Origin of the sequence: Afifella sp. H1R (genome assembly GCF_021462425.1) — a bacterium.
GTDB lineage: Bacteria > Pseudomonadota > Alphaproteobacteria > Rhizobiales > Afifellaceae > Afifella > Afifella aestuarii.
Window position 1 is genome coordinate 354,671 of sequence record NZ_JAKEDY010000001.1, and the last position, 16,135, is coordinate 370,805.

The 16,135-nt window shown below is 62.8% G+C and carries 13 protein-coding genes, 1 tRNA gene and 1 pseudogene; 3 read left to right on the top strand and 12 right to left on the bottom strand.

The window, feature by feature from the left end; genetic code table 11:
• Positions 1-131: 131 nt before the first annotated feature.
• From L0F51_RS20090 to L0F51_RS20095, 3 genes and pseudogenes are all read left to right on the top strand, one after another.
• Positions 132-265: pseudogene (locus L0F51_RS20090) on the top strand (transposase); the annotation flags it as partial.
• Between the two features lie 371 nt (positions 266-636).
• Complete coding sequence (locus L0F51_RS01610; RefSeq protein ID WP_234627659.1) at positions 637-2,541, top strand: ATP-dependent endonuclease; 1,905 nt, start codon at positions 637-639, stop codon at positions 2,539-2,541.
• Positions 2,538-4,262 (top strand): ATP-dependent helicase, encoded by a 1,725-nt coding sequence (locus L0F51_RS20095; RefSeq protein ID WP_234627660.1) that lies wholly within the window; start codon positions 2,538-2,540, stop codon positions 4,260-4,262. The genes L0F51_RS01610 and L0F51_RS20095 overlap by 4 nt, the downstream gene beginning before the upstream one ends.
• Positions 4,263-4,578: 316 nt before the next feature.
• On the opposite strand, the gene L0F51_RS01620 is transcribed toward L0F51_RS20095, so the two are convergent.
• The 12 genes from L0F51_RS01620 to L0F51_RS01675 form a co-directional block, all read right to left on the bottom strand.
• The gene (locus tag L0F51_RS01620) at positions 4,579-4,914 is read right to left on the bottom strand and encodes a hypothetical protein (protein WP_234627661.1); all 336 of its coding nucleotides are present in this window, start codon (positions 4,912-4,914) and stop codon (positions 4,579-4,581) included.
• A 130-nt stretch (positions 4,915-5,044) separates the two neighbouring features.
• Positions 5,045-6,154: a hypothetical protein gene (locus L0F51_RS01625; protein WP_234627662.1), complete on the bottom strand. Its 1,110-nt coding sequence runs from the start codon at positions 6,152-6,154 to the stop codon at positions 5,045-5,047.
• 1,310 nt (positions 6,155-7,464) lie between these two features.
• Positions 7,465-9,147, bottom strand: a complete 1,683-nt coding sequence (locus tag L0F51_RS01630; protein ID WP_234627663.1) for an AAA family ATPase — start codon at positions 9,145-9,147, stop codon at positions 7,465-7,467.
• Positions 9,144-9,476, bottom strand: a complete 333-nt coding sequence (locus tag L0F51_RS01635) for a DUF6634 family protein (protein WP_234627664.1) — start codon at positions 9,474-9,476, stop codon at positions 9,144-9,146. Before L0F51_RS01635 ends, L0F51_RS01630 begins: the two co-directional genes overlap by 4 nt.
• Before the next feature lie 99 nt (positions 9,477-9,575).
• Positions 9,576-10,745: a hypothetical protein gene (locus L0F51_RS01640; RefSeq protein WP_234627665.1), complete on the bottom strand. Its 1,170-nt coding sequence runs from the start codon at positions 10,743-10,745 to the stop codon at positions 9,576-9,578.
• A gap of 594 nt (positions 10,746-11,339) precedes the next feature.
• Positions 11,340-13,103 (bottom strand): site-specific integrase, encoded by a 1,764-nt coding sequence (locus L0F51_RS01645; protein WP_234627666.1) that lies wholly within the window; start codon positions 13,101-13,103, stop codon positions 11,340-11,342.
• 93 nt (positions 13,104-13,196) lie between these two features.
• Positions 13,197-13,273: transfer RNA gene (locus L0F51_RS01650), tRNA-Met, on the bottom strand.
• A gap of 108 nt (positions 13,274-13,381) precedes the next feature.
• Complete coding sequence (locus L0F51_RS01655; protein ID WP_234627667.1) at positions 13,382-13,873, bottom strand: type II toxin-antitoxin system RatA family toxin; 492 nt, start codon at positions 13,871-13,873, stop codon at positions 13,382-13,384.
• Between the two features lie 54 nt (positions 13,874-13,927).
• Entirely contained in the window at positions 13,928-14,533 is a 606-nt protein-coding gene (locus tag L0F51_RS01660) for a NapC/NirT family cytochrome c (protein ID WP_234627668.1), read from the bottom strand.
• Positions 14,534-14,660: 127 nt separating this feature from the next.
• On the bottom strand, positions 14,661-14,921 hold the full coding sequence (locus L0F51_RS01665; RefSeq protein ID WP_234627669.1) for a hypothetical protein: 261 nt from the start codon (positions 14,919-14,921) through the stop codon (positions 14,661-14,663).
• Between the two features lie 140 nt (positions 14,922-15,061).
• Complete coding sequence (locus L0F51_RS01670) at positions 15,062-15,220, bottom strand: DUF3309 family protein (RefSeq protein WP_128293767.1); 159 nt, start codon at positions 15,218-15,220, stop codon at positions 15,062-15,064.
• Between the two features lie 150 nt (positions 15,221-15,370).
• Entirely contained in the window at positions 15,371-16,108 is a 738-nt protein-coding gene (locus tag L0F51_RS01675; protein WP_234627670.1) for a DUF6065 family protein, read from the bottom strand.
• Positions 16,109-16,135: the final 27 nt, after the last annotated feature.

Consider the following 16,135-nt stretch of genomic DNA (forward strand, 5'->3'; position numbering starts at 1 on the left):
ACCTCAGGGCTGAAAGCCATATTTTATTGAACGCTGTGATTCAATTCGCGCTGAGTGCTTGCGAAAAATGACGTTTCTCCCTGAAGTGGCCCTCGGTTGAAATCGACTCCATCGGAAAGAGACGGAGATGAATAAGAGCCGATACAGCGAAGGAGCAGATCACCGCGGTGCTGAAGCACCAGGCGGGGATCCCGGTGGTGTAGCTCTGCCGAAAGCACGGATCAGCGATGCGACGTTCTATACATGGCGCAAGCGGTATGGCGGGCCGTTAGCTTTCCGCCGGTTGCTGCTCTGAAGCTGATGATCTCCTCCCGGCCAATATCCCTCGCGGAAATCATTTCGGCCGACCGCCTTTGACGCTGATGACAATGTTCAGCAATGGCGTTAGCGGCCTGTCCGACTTCGGGGACCGACATAAGAAAGCTGCGTCGAATAATTGAGAACGTCGCCAGCCGCCGCTTCGCGTGCCGCGAGTTCCTCGCATTCTCATCGGTGGGGAATTCTCGGGACAGGGTCAGTGGGGATTCTGGGTGGAGCAGCACACTGAGTGCTCGACAACGGAAGTGGCGCGGTCGCCCTCAAGCTGGGTAATCCGATTGCGAAACCGTTCGTCGACACTTTTGGGAGCGGGTTCCATTGGCGATCGACAATGCCTCTGTTCAGATAGAGCAGAGATTCAGGTCGTTTGGCGACCTATCCGGGGGAGGGGGAATGTATCTTCAAAGAATCGGTTTGAATAGTTTTCGCTCGTTCGGTGAGTCCGAGATTCCCTTCCGCAAGGGTTTGACAATACTGGTCGGAGAGAACAACGGCGGTAAGAGCAACGCCATCGATGCGATACGGCTCCTGACCGCGCCGCTCGGCGGGCGACGCGAGCTCTATTGCGAGACGACGGATATCCGGTTTGGAAACGCGGACAGAAAATTCGAGTTGACCGCGACGTTCACCGAGCTGAATGCCGCGCAGCAGGGCCGGATGATTTCGGCTGCGACGGACGCTGCGATTTCCGGCTGCGTGTTCGGTCTCACATATGACGAAAGCACGGGCCGCTTCCCGGTGCGACCAGTCTTGTGGGCGGGGCACCAGCGGGGCAATCCAGAGCCAGGCTGCCACGAGATGGTCCGACACGTCTACCTACCGCCGTTGCGTGACGCGAAGCGTGCGCTCGCGTCGGGCAACCCGACCCGCATCTACGCGCTGCTCAACCACTTTCTCGAAGGCGGAGATCCGGAAGAGCTAGCCAAAGCGCTGCGACGTGGCGCGGAAGCGGAAATCCTCGAGAAGGTCAGTGGCGCGGTGGAGGAGGGACTGAGCGCGTTGACGGCCGGCGTTCGCCGTCAAGCCGCATCTCTGGGTTTTGCCAGCGACGAGAAACTCATCGATATCGCGCGCGATCTTCGCTTCAAGCTTTCCGATCACGGCGTCGAACCGGAAGACCTTCGCTATTCGGGGCACGGCTACGCGAACCTTCTCTACATGGCCACGATCGCGGTCGAGCTCGAGAAGGTCAATGCCGCCGACCTGACTCTCTTCCTTGTGGAGGAGCCGGAAGCGCATCTTCACCCACAGCTTCAGGCCGCGGTGCTCAGCTTCCTTGATGAGCAGGCCGAGAACTCGCGCAAGCAGCGTGTCGAAAGCCTGGGACCGGCGGGCGAGCTTCAGGTGATCGTTGCGACCCATTCGCCTAACCTGTCGGCATGGGTGGAAAGCGAGAAGCTCGTCTTTTTTCGCTCTTTTCTCCCGGCGACCGCATCGAGAGTCGGAGAAGACGAACCTGACGCGCTCGTTCCCGCTGAGATCGAGCCGAACTCAGTGATACCGGTGGGCGGGCCGAGGCGGGAAACGCGCTGCATCCCGCTCGCGGCGCTGGCGCTCGACCCTCTCGAACGCCGCAAGGTCGATCGCTATCTGGACGTGACCAAATCGGCTTTGCTGTTCGGAGGGCGCGTGCTTCTAGTCGAAGGCATTGCAGAAGCGCTTCTGCTTCCTGTCATTGCGAAGAAGATCGTCCTGAAGCATGATGCGGATAGTCTCCGCCTGTTCCGCTCTGCGGTCTTTGTGCCGATCAACGGCGTTGATTTTCAGCCGTACGTCAAGCTGCTTATTTCGGCATTCAATGAGGTCCGGATCGCAGACCGGCTTGTCGTTCTGACGGACGGCGACGGTGGCGAGGTGGCAGAAGGCGCGACGAGCCGGGGCATCAAACGCAAACGCGACCTCGAGGCGATGATCGCGACGCTCGGTGCAGGCGATTTCGTTGAGGTCGTCATCAACGACTATTCACTAGAGACGGAACTGGTCCGCGCGGGCAATTCGGCTCTGCTCAAGGAAGTCTACGTCAAGCTTCACCAACGATCAGCCGAGAAATGGGATGCGGCGGTAGCGCAGGCTGGGACTGCTCAGGCGGTGGCGATCCAGAAGCTCTTCGAGACCACCCGCAAGGGTGATTTTGCCCAGCTCATTGCTGAGGAAATCAACAGCGGCAAGGCTTTCACGGTGCCGACCTATCTGAAAGCGGCGATCAAGGCGCTTGTGACGTGATTGCTCGGGCGTTCAAACCGACTGATGAACAGCAGCGGGTGATCGATCATCCGGGCTCGGCGTTCATCGCAGCATGCCCGGGCGCTGGCAAGACCCGCGTGATGGTCGAGCGTGCACGTAAACTTCTAGGCGGACGACCGACCGGTCGCGGTATCGCCTTTCTCTCCTTCACCATCGCCGCAGTTTCCGAGCTGGAGCATCGGCTGCGTCGAGAGGGTATTGTCGAGACACCGGCATTCCCGCACTTCATCGGGACGTTCGACGCGTTTCTCTGGCAATTTCTCATCGCGCCGTTCGGCGTCGACGGCTGCGCTGCAAAACCGAGACTTATCCCGGATAAGGACCACCGTGCGATACAGCCGTTCGCCGGTGCACAGGCCTTGCCTCTGGAGTGCTTCGACCCTGCGACGGGGGGAGCGATCCCCGCCAGGATCCGGCGTTATGGATTTCGGGGGAAGGTCAAGGCGTACGAGACGGCGGCACGAAATGCGCGTGCGCGTTTCCTTCAGCGCGGCGAACTCGACTTCGCTGATGCGCGCTCCGTGGCGCTCGCCCGGCTGCGCGATCCGGCATGCGGCGCAATCCTTGGCCCGGCCTTTGCGGCGCGCTTCCTCGAGCTGATTGTCGACGAGGCGCAGGACTGCAATCCGGTCGACCTAGAGATCATAACGTCGTTCCGCGCCGCGGGCGTGCCGGTGAAGGTGATTTGCGACCCGAACCAAGCGATCTACGGCTTTCGGGGCGGCGTCACGCGCGAGCTTGGCCAATTCGCAGAAGAGTTCGGTGCGGATGAGCGCCTGCCGATGAGCGGAAACTTCCGCTCCAGTAGGCATATAACGAAAGGGATGGTTGCGTTACGCGCGCCCAATATGCGTGCCGCAATCGACGAAGCGCTGGGAGAGCATCGCGATGAACCGACTGCAATCCAGATCCTATCCTATTCGGGGAGAGGCGTTCCAGCCACTATCGGAACTAAGTTTCGGGAGCTCGTGATGGCGATGGGGCTTGAGGCGCGAGATTGCCCAGTTGTTTCGGCGACACGCCGGACCGGCGCAAATGCGCTCGGACATCCACAGGATTCCGGGGTGCAAGACCTCAGCTACAGGCTCGCCGTCGCGGTGAGCGATTTCCATTTTTCATCCGAACTTGGTGATCGGAAGGAGGCGCTCGTTGCGATCCATCGGATTATGCTCGAACTGGGTGGCCAGATGAGTGGCAAGACCTATCATCAGCATCTTGCGGACGCGGATGTCAGCCCGGACGCGTGGCGTCCCGAAGCACTCGCCCTGGCTCAGGCGCTCCAATTCACCCCGGAGAGGTTCGCGACTGTTGAGGAGTGGCACGATCAGGCGCGTCGGTTGCTCGCACCACTTCTGCCGCCTGGTGGCCAGTCCATCAACCAGCGTCTTCGTCGCAACGGCGATCTCGGTAAAGCTCTGTCGGCCGCGTCCCCATCGGGCCATGCCGCGCGCACGATCCATAGCGTGAAGGGCATGGAGTTTCCCGCGGTCTGCGTGGTGATGTCACCGAGCACCGCCAAGGGCATCCTCGATTTCCTTACAGGGGATGCCGCAGTCGATAACGAGGAAGCGCGCAAGATCTACGTCGGTGCGTCGAGGGCGCAGCGCCTCTTGGTGCTTGCCCTGCCGCGAACGCAGGCGGCGCGACTCAGGGATTTGATGGCGGAAATGGGCGGCGCGGTCGATTTGACGCCGCTCTAGCGAAGGGGCTGCGCGGGTACCGATACAGTTGAACGCGAGTGTTGCCTGAACATTGCCGGTCGCCTGCTTCGCCGCTGAGGTGCGGCCCGCGCGTTCACAAATGTCAGACGTTGGCCGGGAGCGAATCTTCCGAGCCACGAAGGACTGTTCCCCCAGCTTTCAGGTGGGCAAGAGCCGCGTTCCGAGCGCACTACGTGCGCGCTCACCTCAATGGTGTTGAGGCACTCTCATGAGAGAGCATGCGATTCAGATGGCAACGCCGTTAATCGGTGAATCGGAAATCTCGGGAACGTCGTTTCGGGTAGTAATGGGGGAGTCATGTCGGCATGTCATCGGGAGTGCCGTGAATGACCCTGCGAAGGTGGGGCTTGCCGCGGAAATCCCAGCCGTTCTCGTAGCGCTCCACGATCTCGTCGAAACGGCGCCTTGCTCCTTCTTCGGAGAACTCCTGCTCCTCCAGACGTTCGATCACGATCTTCCGGAGGCCCGCGAGTTGCTTCTCCTGTCCGGGCTGGAGGGCGCCAGTGATCGCCCAGTGCAGGACGATGCGGGCGACGTCGTCGCGCGAGGGGATCCGCTCCGCCTTCTGCCGGGCGCGGTAGGCCCTCTGCTTCTCCTTCTGGTCCGGACGGCGTGGCTTCGGCTTTCTCATGATCGGGTTCCTGCGGGACGGAGGTGCGTGGCCGAAGGGTGGCGCCTTGTCTGAGGGCTGTGCCGGTGGGCGCCTTGGCCGCGGAAATGATTTCCAGGCGGGCGGCCGAGGCCGCCCGCCCGGGAGAGCATCACGCTGCGGCGGAGGCCGCGTTCGTGTTGTCGTTCTTCGGCCGACGGGTCCGGCGCTTGCGCGGGGCAGGGGCTGCGGTCGGCTCCGGAGCCAGTTCGACGTTCAGGACAGATGCCTCCTCCGCGTCGGCTTCTGCCGGTTCGTGCGAAGCGATCTCGTCCGCAGGCTCTTCGGCGATGGCCGCCGGGTGGCCGGTCTCCGCTGCGCCTTCGCCCTCCAGCACGGCGAGGGCCCGCCGGTGGAGCTTCGCCGGGACCGCTCCCTCGGCAGCCCAGAGGAGAGCCGGGATGACCTCGCCGGTCAGCCAGGCATGGAAATCGTCGCCCTTCGGCCAGCTCTTCCGCTCCTGCAGGTGGAAGAGAAGGAGCGGGAGCTTCCGCCACTCCTCCGGGACGGCGGGGGCCGCCTCCCTGTCCTCGTCGGCCCGGTGGACCAGGTCAGTCGCCAGGAGCCCATGGAGGCTCCGTGCCGCCATCCCCGCCCGTGCGATGATGCGGTCGGCCAACTTGCGCCGCACGACGGCCCGGTCGCTGAGCTTCTGCTCCGCCGCGGTGAGGATCGGCGGCAGCGCCTCTACGAGCCAGCGCGCCGTCAGCTTGGCCTGGAACCTCGCATTGCGTGCCCCGATGTCGGCCAGCACCTTGAGACCACCGACCTCGGACGGATCCTCCTCGGCCGCGCCGCCGCGCAGGAACGCCTTCACCTCCGTCACCTTCATGGGCCGACCCTCCTCGAAAGAGGAGATCACGGCGTCGACCTTCTCCGCCGGTGCGGTCGCAACGGTGAAGAGAACCGTGGGCGGAATACCCAGCTTCACGGCCCGCTCCCTGTAGGCGCCCAGGTTGCGGTGAACGGCAACGAAGTTCGCGACATGCCTCGGGGTGAAGCGGACCTTCTTGTACCACGCCTTCGCGAAAGCCTTCTTCTCCTGGGGTTCGAGGCCGCTCGCTTCGGAGAGGATGAGATCCTGCGCCGTGGCGAAGGCCTCCCCGTAGGCGAAGGCATGCTGCGCGTCGGCGCGGCCCAGCTGACTGACGATCTCCTCTGCCTCGCGCAGTCCGTCTGCGACGCCCTTAGGGAGGCGAGAATAGTCGATTTCAACGTCCATTGAGGTACTCCTGACTAAATTAAGAGATCGTGCGCGCGATCGCGAGCACATGAATAATATGACATAAGCATTTATGATCGTCAAAACAGCAAATATATCGGAAAGCCGAGATATATAGTATATATATACACTGGATGGATGCCAGACGCGCCGATATTAATCGGGTTAACGATCATATGCTACGCGAATGCATTGTAATATTCTGTGATCGACTATGTTGCTGCCGGTGGTGTGCGCTAAACAATATCGAAAAACGAGGGGCAAGCGTGCGAGGGGACGCAGAGCAACGCCCAGAAGTACGCCGGTGTCACTCTGAGTTGTGCTGAAAAATCATTTCAAGAAACGGCGACACAACTCACGGATGCCCCGATGGATACCGAAAAACTCGGTCAAAGGGGCCTTGGATACCGTCGAAAAGCTCTGAGAGAACTGTACGCAGGCGATCCGGGGTGTGAGGGGCCGGTGAAGGCCAGCGGAATGCCCTCAGGGCTTCTTCTTCACGGCGCCCGGCGGGCTGCCGGTGCCGTGCTTCCCTCCAGGGAGAGCCGAACGTCGTTCTTCCGACATTCGATTCAGAACCCCGGGACATTTGTTTCGCCGGGCTCTGAGATTTTTGATTCAGAACTCTGCGCATTAGTTTCGCAACCATGGAGTAATGGGGGGAGTCTATCACGGGGCAAGGAATGTTGACGGCTGAGCCGGTGGACCGGAAACGTCAGCCGCGGGCGCCTGCTGGTGGGGCGGAGATCTGAGCGGTTAGGATCGAACCCGGCAGCCGAGAGATGGGAGCCCGTGCGAGAATGCTCGTCATCGCAAGCGTGCAGAAGCGAGATCAGCTTCTGCATAGCCGCGTCTTGGGGCTCGCCCGCCCCCAGCCGGTCACGCGCGTGTCACGGCGCATCCGGGGCCGCCGGTCGGGTTCGCAGATTGGGAAGAGGGGGCAGGCGCTCCCCAGGCAAGTCCCGGTTTCTGGCGCTCGGCTCGATGCGGCCGGTGAGGTTCCGGACTGCCATGCCTGTGAGAGAGGTCGCCTGTCGCATCGCAAGGTGCGCGCAACGTGCCCGTAATTTATTCTGCTTTGCCAGCAAGTGGTGAAACAAAAGTCTTCGGGAAGCGGAACAAATGCGCGGAGAAGCGTAACAAAGATCTGGGACCTTCAAAACGAATGTGCGGAGTTCTGAATCGTTTGTCTCGGGGCCCTGAAACGCATGCCCGCAAGTCATCCTGAGTTGCGGGCACGTTATCGGGCTCGCCGCAGCGGATTTCGGGAGGCCTCAGCCGGTGGGTGACGCGCCGGATCCTGAAGTCGGTCACTGCACTTCCTCTTCCGCCTTCCATCGGTCGCGCGCTGTCAGGAGGCGCTCCACGAGCCGCCGCAGAAGACGGACCGAGCCACCCGGCCATGCTGCGCGGAGCGCTTCGAGTTCTTCGCCATCGAGGGGGATCGCCCAGCGCCGGTCCAGCCCACGCTCGACGATGATCTCTGCCATCAGCCGGTCGGCAAGGGGCACGAGGTGCTCCGGTCCGGGCTCCGGGAAACGGAATACCCGGAAACGATCCCTCAGCGGAGCAGGCAGGCTTCGGAGCTCGTTCGCCGTGGCGATCCAGACGACATGAGACAGGTCGACGGGCGCCTGAATGTACGGGTCGTGCCAGTGCGCTGCCGACAGCGGCTCGAGCATCGGCAGCAAGGCATCGAGAACGTTCCCGTTATGACGACCGGTTCCCACCTTTTCGATCTCGTCCAGAATGATCCCAGGCGATGCGTGCCGGAGACGACGGATCAGGCTCACCGGGAGAGAAGGCTCGGCCGACATCCAGCGCCTTGCCGTTCCGCCGAGCGCGGCGTCGCCGACACCGCCACATGAATACGTTTCGTGCGGGAGGGAGAGGGCATCGCAGAGCTGCCCGGCAAAGCGGGTCTTGCCTGCGCCGGGTTCGCCGACCAGGAGGATCGGCCGGAGCCTGACGATGTCGAGGGGGACGAGTTCGGAAAGGATCGCGGAAATAATTTCCGCGGCATGCGGAAACTCATCGGCGAGAGCTTTGGAGACGGCCGCGAGGTCGGGCCGCCGGGCTAGCCGCAGACGCTTGTTGAGGAGCCGGGAGAACTCTCTCGCCACGCGCTGCGAAGTCTCGACGTTGCCGACCGCGCGGAAGACGACGACGCCCGGATCTCCCGGCTTGAGGTCGCCAGCTCTGGCCTCTCTGGCATCGGGCGGCGCTGCCATGCCGACCCTGTCCGGTTCGTAGAGCCGCTTGAAATAGGTCTCCACGCGCCGAAAAAGGCGCCGTTCCCGCTCATTGAGAATGCGCTCCAGCAGATCAAGACCGAGATCGGTCGCGTCGTTCCGGAAGCTCGATCGCGGCCGGGACGGCTGGTGGGCGAGTCGGTCCGCGGAAAGCGGCTCGTAGCGGCCCGCATGGATGAGCCAGCCAACGGCGGCAATCGCATAGTCGAGTGCCTGATCCTGCGGCGTTTTTCGGTCATGCGCGCGGGAGATCGCTTCTCCCGCAATCCGCCAGGGGGTGTGCCGGTCGCCAACACAGGCGCGATAGTAGTCGAGCCGCATCGCGGCCTCCGCCTTATCGGTGCGCTTTAGCTTCCCGGCTTGGCGGAAAGCTTCGGAAGCTTCCTTCAGGTCGTCCAGGCTGGCGGAAACGGTGAGGAGCGTCAGATGATGGCGCAGCGCCCGGTGATCGCCGCGGTCGTCTTCCGGGATGAGCGGGTAGACGCGCTCCGCCCATGTCTGCACATCCGCCGAGATGTCGTTGCCGAAGAAGGGCATTCCGAGAATGAGCTCGGCGAGGTCGGGCAGATGCCGCCTTTCCTTCGCGGCCTTCTCTCGCCGGAACCATCTGCGCTCGCGCCTTTCCCTTCCTTCGGGATCTGGATCCGGCCACACCGGGGAAGGCGGGTCGTCGTCATCGTCATCGCGACCGGGACGCTTGGCGAAGTCGGCGAGCGCGCTCTTCTTCTTGTCGTCGCTCATGAGCCGATCTCCGTCTCTTCGGCCGGGAGGCCGAGGCGGTAGTAGCGGGAGAGCGTGCGCACAAAGGCATGGCCTGGTGCGGCGACCCAGACAGCCGAAGTGAGGACTTCGCGCGTGCCGAGGAGCGGATGGCCGAAGACGTGACCGATGAGCGCCGTGCCGGGGATGGTGACGAAGGCCCACCGGTCGATGAGCGGTGCATCGACGAGGTCCTGCGGTGTCGGAATCCGGCCCTCATGTAGCGCGCGGAGGTCTGCGACGAGGCTCTCGGCGCGTTCCAGGTCACGGCCAAGCGGCGTCGTGAATCCTTGCGGTTCGAGAATGTGCATCTTGTCTTTCCTTGAAAGAAGACGAGTTCGTCCTGCCGGACCGGCGGTGCCGGTCCGGCTTTGTTCTCGTGCTGTGGAGTTATGGGGATGGAGCCCGGACTACTCGATGACTTCGAGCGACCGCCACGGGTGGATCGGACGCCACACATTGCTCGGGACGTGCGATCCGGCGAGCACGCGAGCGGCGATGGACTTCGACCAGAACGCCACGGCCGCGTTCAGCCGCTGCCGATCGGCGACGTCGGGGATCGGGGTGAGAACGCCCCGCTTCTCCAGGATCGCGCGGCGGGTCCGGACGCTGCTCTCCTCGTTGCCGTTCTCGCCCAGAACGCGGACCTCCGAGCCGGGCAGCACGATGAAAAGACTGTCGCATTCGAGCCCGCGCGCGAAGAGATCGGCGTAGGCGAGCTCCATCATCGGGCGCTTCGCCTGTTCGGGCGAGACCAGGGCGGGATCGGCAGCCTCCGCATCGACGATGCCGAGCGCAGGGTGGCGCAGCGAAGGCTCCAGGAGGAGGCAGCCGAGGTCCCAGAGAAGCGGGCGCTCCTGGTCCAGGAGCGGATCGGCAATGGCGGCGAAGACGGGCGGGAGCTCCGCCGCTTCCGGCGGCGCGCCGACAAGCTTCGCACGGCCGGAAGCGGCGATGAGGGCCGCATATTTTGCCTGCCGGTGGCGGGCCAAATCTTTCGAGTTGAGGCCGCTCTTGGAGGTGACGACGAAGACCATCTCGGCGAAGGCCTTGTCCTTGTCACAGCGATGCCGGGCCAGGCGCTTCATGACGTTGGAGGTCTCGCCGACATAGGCGAGTGTTTCCTCGTTTTCGCGGCCGACCAGGATGTAGGTCACTGCCTCGCCCGACCTGACGCCGAATTCGCGCAGCGCCTCGAAGTGCCGGAAAGGGACAGCGAAAGCGCGGGCAGTACCGACGACGTTCTCTGCAGAGCGTGCCGAGAGCGGACCGGACATCGCGTCCAGCCTCCGGATTACACTGAGGCTGCCGAGGTCGGTGGCGCAGAACGACAGCGGCGCCAGATCTTCGGCGCTGAGGTTGAGAACCCCAGCCGCCGGTTCATTCCCGTCTTCGGGCACCGCCTCAGCGTCGGTGCCGGTGGGAGCGCTGTTCGGCTGGGCATCGGAAGTGATGGTCGCGGCCGGTGCCACTTCGGCCGTGGCCGGTGCCGCTTCGGTCTCGGGATGAATGGCGTCGTCCTCAGCGAGATCGGTGCTCGCGGCGGACTCGGTGGCGGCGGTGGAAATGATTTCGGGCATGGGTGTCTTCCTTCAATCGAGGTGTGGTGTGTTGAGGAGACGAACGGAGAGAGCGGCCAGCGGACGGCTGACGCCGCGAAGGCGTTGGGGACGCGGGGGCCTTCGGTGGACGGAGGATGACGGAGGATGATGTCCGCAGCGGATCACTCAGAACACGCGCAGCCGCCATCGTTCCCAGCCGCGCTGGCGGCGGGGGAAGGCATTTGCAATGTTCGAGGAATCCGCCGGGCGTCAGCCGTCGGCCAGCCGCTCTTCCCGATCGTCAGATCAGATGAAGAAGCGGATCAGGCGAGGCGGCGCGCTGCGCCGGGCGACGCAGACGGCTGTCCGTGCAAGAGTACAAGCGACAAGGGGATTTCGAGAAGGGCCCATCTCGGGCTACGAAGGCTGTCAGCCATGGCAAGCACTCCTAATGCTTGTGGTGGTCAGGCCACCGGTCGCTGTTCCCGCAGCGCCGGTGGCCGCTTTAGTGCTCCCGTCATCGAGAGTAGAAGGAATGTAGCAGCTCCGATTTTGTACGTGAGCTCAGTACGTTAGTACATGGTTAACGGCTGCCCGGCGGCGCTGCCGGAGCCTCGGTAGAGAAGGGTCACGTTAGCGAGCGTTCGGCGGGAGCTTCGCCCAGTTCGCCTTCTTCAGCCAAGGCTTGAGCTTGGTAAGTTCGCCCCTATCCGCCCGCTGTTTCGGCTCAAGCAGGATCGGTCTCATCTTCTCAATGAGATCGTCGGCGGCCGAGGTGACGAGTTCCGTCTGCTTCGCTCCCAGCCGCGACTTCCGTCCGTATCGGCCCGGCATGTCGTTCTTGTCGGCGTGGCCCATGACGCGATTTCGCGTACGCGACGGCGCGTTCGTTTCGTCGAGCATCTCCGCCATCCAGTGGCGCGTGCTGTAGAGGGTGACATCTGACCTTCCGAGGTCGAGCCGCCCTTTCAGATACTGCCAGCTTTTCGTGATTGGCTGACCCCACCGCACCTCACCGGTCTTCTTCTGGTATGGGGCCCATTCCGGGAAGAGACGCACGCTTCCAGCTCTCTCGAGATCCTCGACCCGCTCCATCAGCCCAAGTTCGATGAGAAGCGGATGGACCGGGATGACACGAGCCGATGCATCGGTCTTGAATTGCCGGACTTCTTTCAGCGCTACGCGACCCTTCCTCGGATCGAATGGCCTCAGGTCGAAATAGTAGTGATCGCCGTGTTTGACGATATCCGATACGCGCAGCTGCCCGACTTCGCCCGGTCGCATGCCGGAGAGGAACAGGATCAGATAGCCCCAGTAGAGATGGTTCTGGATGAAATAGTCACCCGGCGTCCAGATCCACGTTTCGCTGTAGCAGCCGGTGAAGAGCGGCATGCGCACGATCTTGAGAAGCTCGTCGTCCTCGAAGGCGTCGCGGGGCAGGGAGGCGAGATTCTCTTTGCTCACGCAGTGAAAGATCGGCTTGGGCTTGGGAAACACGTTTGCGCCGATGGCCCAGCCGAAGAACTGGGAGAGGCTGGCATGGTAGCCATTGCGAAGGCGAGCCTCTGTCAGGCGCTCAAGCCCTTTCCAGCCGCGCTCCTTGGCGTAGGCGTATCGCGTGGCGAGCGATTTCTTCGCAGCCGGTGGAAGCCCTTTCCGGTTCGGGATGTCGGGCAGCATCCGGTCGATCTCCTTGAGCTCATCCAGGGAGACGTCGGCGAGGATCGGATCCCCGAGAGTGTCGATGAGGAACTGGACGATTAGTCCGACATGGCTCCGAGCCCGGTCATCGCCTTTCGTCTCGCGGCTGTGCTCCAGAAACATCTCCAGCGCCTCGGAGATTCGGACGCGTCTCAGCGAGGACGAAGACGCGGCAGCCGGAGCCGGTGAGACCTCGTCCCGCTTCGCCGGTGGGGGAGGCGTCTCGCCTTGCGCGTCCGTCCGGCCACGCTCATAGGCTTCGGCAAGGCCGCGGTCACGCAGCGTGGATTCGGCGCGAACGTTCTGCTGAGCGAACTGCTGAAAGAGCATGAAGTAGTCGGGCGCCACCACCGCCGGATGAGCGCCTTGCGCTTCGGCCCTTCGGTTGAGGTTTTTCAGCATCTCTTCAAAGGCGCGGCGCGCGAAGAGGGCGTCGTCGTCAAGAACCGACTGGCTCAGGTAATTGCGGATCTCCCGGAGGTTCCGCGCAAAGAGCTCTCCGTAGTTGATGTTGTCGTTCATCGAAAAGACCCAGGGCAGGCACTGGTGCAGTCGGCGCCGCGCGGTGCGGAAGTCACTTGTCTGCAGCGAGGTCCTCAAGAGTGTCTTACCGAGGAGCGGTGCTGCGCATTTCGCCGCACGCACCTGGAGGTAGTACCGGCCGCCTCGGCGTAGCAAGTAGGAGGTGCGCCCCATGGGTTACATCTTCCCGTACATGACCGGGAGATGTATCCCAGTCGCCACGTTAAGAGAGACACGTAACCGCTTGGTTTTACTGAATAAAAAGTCTGGTAGCGGAGGAGGGACTCGAACCCCCGACACGCGGATTATGATTCCGCTGCTCTAACCGACTGAGCTACTCCGCCGCCCGCAGGCCGCCTCGCGATGCAAGGCTAACGGACCGCGTGCGATATACGGTGGGGTTTTTTCACCGTCAAGCCGCGGCGCGCCGTTATCTCTCGGCCGCGCACAGCTTATGTGTTCCCGCCGGCGTCCCCGCCAGCATTGCCGTTGCGGGCTTTGCGGCTTCGCGCGAGCGCCTGCTCCCGGGCGCGTGCCTCAAAGGCCTCCACGGAGCGGGCATAGAGCTGGCGCACCACAGCTTCCTTGAAACCGCCAAGTCCCGCACCCACGAGGGCGAAGTCGACGCGCATCGTCACTTTGGTGCGGGCCGTTTCGATCGCCTCAAACCGCCATTCATGGCGCAGCGAACGAAACGGTTTGTCGTGGGAGGTGATCAGAAGATGGGTCGGGCGCGTCAGTTCGGCGCGGCTGCGAAATGAAATCGTCAGGCCCGGCAGCCCGACGCGCTGCATGACGAGGAGGGCATCACCGTCTCGCTTCAGGATGCGTGCCTCCAGAAAACCTGGAAGAAATTCCGGATAGCTCTCAACGTCGGCCACGAGGTCGAAGACCTCTTCCTGGGGCAGCGCGACGAAACGCGTCGTCTCAAGGTGTCGTGACATCTGGCCTCAAAAAGCTGCGTGGCCGACGCCATCAGAGACGCCGGCCACGTCGCATCACTTCTCAGAGCCAAGCACGTCGGTGAGCTCGCCCGCAAGATCTGCCATCTCGTTGGCCGGACGATGCGCGGCTGCGGCCGCCTGGTCGCCAACCGGGCCGTGGCCGATCCCCTTGTGGCAGGAGATGCAGGTGAGGTTTGCGGCTTGCGCCTGCGGATGGGCAAATTGTGCCGCCGGGCTCTGTTTCTCAAGCGCCATGGCGGCTTCGTCATGACAGGAGCGACAGGTCTCCGAATCCGTGCGTTCCAGATAGGCCCAGACCTGTTCCGACATCTCTTCGCGCTTGGCGTCATACTCCTCGCGCGTCGACAGTCTGCCGGTGAAGTGTCCCCACACGTCCTTGGCGCCGGCCGTCGCCTTGCCCCACAGATAATCGGTCCATGGGTGGCTATCGACATGGCACGTGATGCAGGGCGCGCGCACGCCTGAGGCGTTCTTGTAGTGCGCCTGCTGGGTGTAGGTCTCCTGCGGCCACGACATTTCGTGACAGGCCAGGCAAAATTCGTTGGTGCCGGTCTTCTCGACCACGGTGGTGGTCGCGCCTGCAACGGCCAGGCCGATAACGCCGCCAACCGCCACGAGGCCGAGTGCTGCCCATTTCATGAAGATCCCCCATTGACCGATCGGCGCGCCCGTTTGGGAGCGCCTTCATTGTCGGACAAAAGAGACTTAGGCGGCGGCGGGGGGAGGAAGAAGTGCGGCGCGCGGTCGCCTGCGGTCAGCCGGTCGCCTATTTCTCCTGCACGTAGCTGTGCAGGGCCTCGATCTGGGGCTCGCTCAGCCCTTCCACGACCCCGCCGAGCTTGGGGTGGGTGGCGATCTTTTCTTGAAATTGTTCGAGGTCGAGCTCTGCCATCGCGGCTTTGTTGGGGGCCAGCGTGCCGTGGCAGGTGGCGCATTTGGTCGTGAAGACGGAGGCGGCGTCAAAATCCTGGCTGTGTGCGGACCCTGTGACCGCCCCGAAAGCCACGGCAACCAGGCTGAACAACATCGCTCTTCTCATCATCATCTCCAACGAGGTCCACATCAAAAAGGCGGCGGCCGTGAAAGACCGCCGCCTCCTCGTTCTTGATATGGAAGACTGCGCCCCGCCCATCAAGCGAGGCGATGGTGCGACCGATCTACGCCGCCTCAGACATATCCCAGCAAGAGCATGATGATGAGGATGACCAGGATGAGGCCGACGATCCCGGAGGGGCCGTAACCCCAGCCACGACTATAGGGCCAGGCCGGCACTGCACCGAGGAGGATCAAGATCAAGATGATAAGAAGAATTGTTCCGACCGACATGGAGAACCTTTGCTTTGTCCGGCGCCCCCGTTGGGCCGGCTCTTTTGCAGCAAGAAACGCCGTCGGGATCGTTGCGGTTCCCGGCTTCTTCGGCGTGAAAAATGCGTGAAGGTCTGGCCTGGCTTCGCGCGGTCGAAGATTTGGATGCGATCAGTCGTCTGTTTTCTTGGTTTTGTGCAAGACGACCTTGGTGCGGTGTGGTGGCGACAACGCTTCGTGCGGCCCCTTCAAATAGTCGCGCTGCCATTTCTTGCGCGCGGCTTCAGAATCGGGCGAGGCGAGCTCTTCGTTGAAGCTTCGCCGTCCTTCCGCCCATTCATGATAGGCGGCCGCAAGCTCCGGGTCGTCGCCGAGGGCCCGACGGCGTGTTTCGAAGGTTTCGATCTCGCCGCGGCGGATCGGAAAGAACGCGCAGAACGGCTCGTCTTTGTCGAACGTGACGCTCGCACCGGGGCGCGTAAAGCGCCAGTTCATGGTGAAGGTGGCGGTCGCCCAATCCGTCTCCACCACACCGTTGAGGGCCTGGATGTCGGCCTTGATGAGGTTGGGTGGGCCCATGACCCAAAGATCATATCCCGGTGGTGTGCGGATCAGCGCCGGCACCGTGAACGTGAGAATGCCATGGCCGAAATGGCTCATCGCAGCATGCCGGTGCGTCTCTCGGTAGCTGATATTGATCGCCTCCAGCGCATCGGTGCCGTCCCAGCTGGCGGTGAATTTCGCAGGGTTCAGGATTTCCCAGCAATGCGCGTTGGCAATCGCGAGGGGCAGACAGCGATAGGCGAAGCGATGGCTCGTCTGATCCATCCATCGCCGCTCGCGCTGGGCAGGACGGATCACGATATCGCTGCCGTCGATCATGTAGAAATCGAGATAGTTCGTGCTCATCGAACCCCGCATGCAGACCGACCATAG

Coding starts and splice junctions, on each gene's coding strand:
- L0F51_RS01655 (WP_234627667.1), bottom strand. CDS start 13,873: ATGTCACGACACCTTGAGACGACGCGTTTCGTCGCGCTGCCCCAGGAA.
- L0F51_RS01660 (WP_234627668.1), bottom strand. CDS start 14,533: ATGAAATGGGCAGCACTCGGCCTCGTGGCGGTTGGCGGCGTTATCGGC.
- L0F51_RS01635 (WP_234627664.1), bottom strand. CDS start 9,476: ATGCACATTCTCGAACCGCAAGGATTCACGACGCCGCTTGGCCGTGAC.
- L0F51_RS01630 (WP_234627663.1), bottom strand. CDS start 9,147: ATGAGCGACGACAAGAAGAAGAGCGCGCTCGCCGACTTCGCCAAGCGT.
- L0F51_RS01675 (WP_234627670.1), bottom strand. CDS start 16,108: ATGAGCACGAACTATCTCGATTTCTACATGATCGACGGCAGCGATATC.
- L0F51_RS01665 (WP_234627669.1), bottom strand. CDS start 14,921: ATGTTGTTCAGCCTGGTTGCCGTGGCTTTCGGGGCGGTCACAGGGTCC.
- L0F51_RS01625 (WP_234627662.1), bottom strand. CDS start 6,154: ATGGACGTTGAAATCGACTATTCTCGCCTCCCTAAGGGCGTCGCAGAC.
- L0F51_RS01670 (WP_128293767.1), bottom strand. CDS start 15,220: ATGTCGGTCGGAACAATTCTTCTTATCATCTTGATCTTGATCCTCCTC.
- L0F51_RS01645 (WP_234627666.1), bottom strand. CDS start 13,103: ATGGGGCGCACCTCCTACTTGCTACGCCGAGGCGGCCGGTACTACCTC.
- L0F51_RS01640 (WP_234627665.1), bottom strand. CDS start 10,745: ATGCCCGAAATCATTTCCACCGCCGCCACCGAGTCCGCCGCGAGCACC.
- L0F51_RS01620 (WP_234627661.1), bottom strand. CDS start 4,914: ATGAGAAAGCCGAAGCCACGCCGTCCGGACCAGAAGGAGAAGCAGAGG.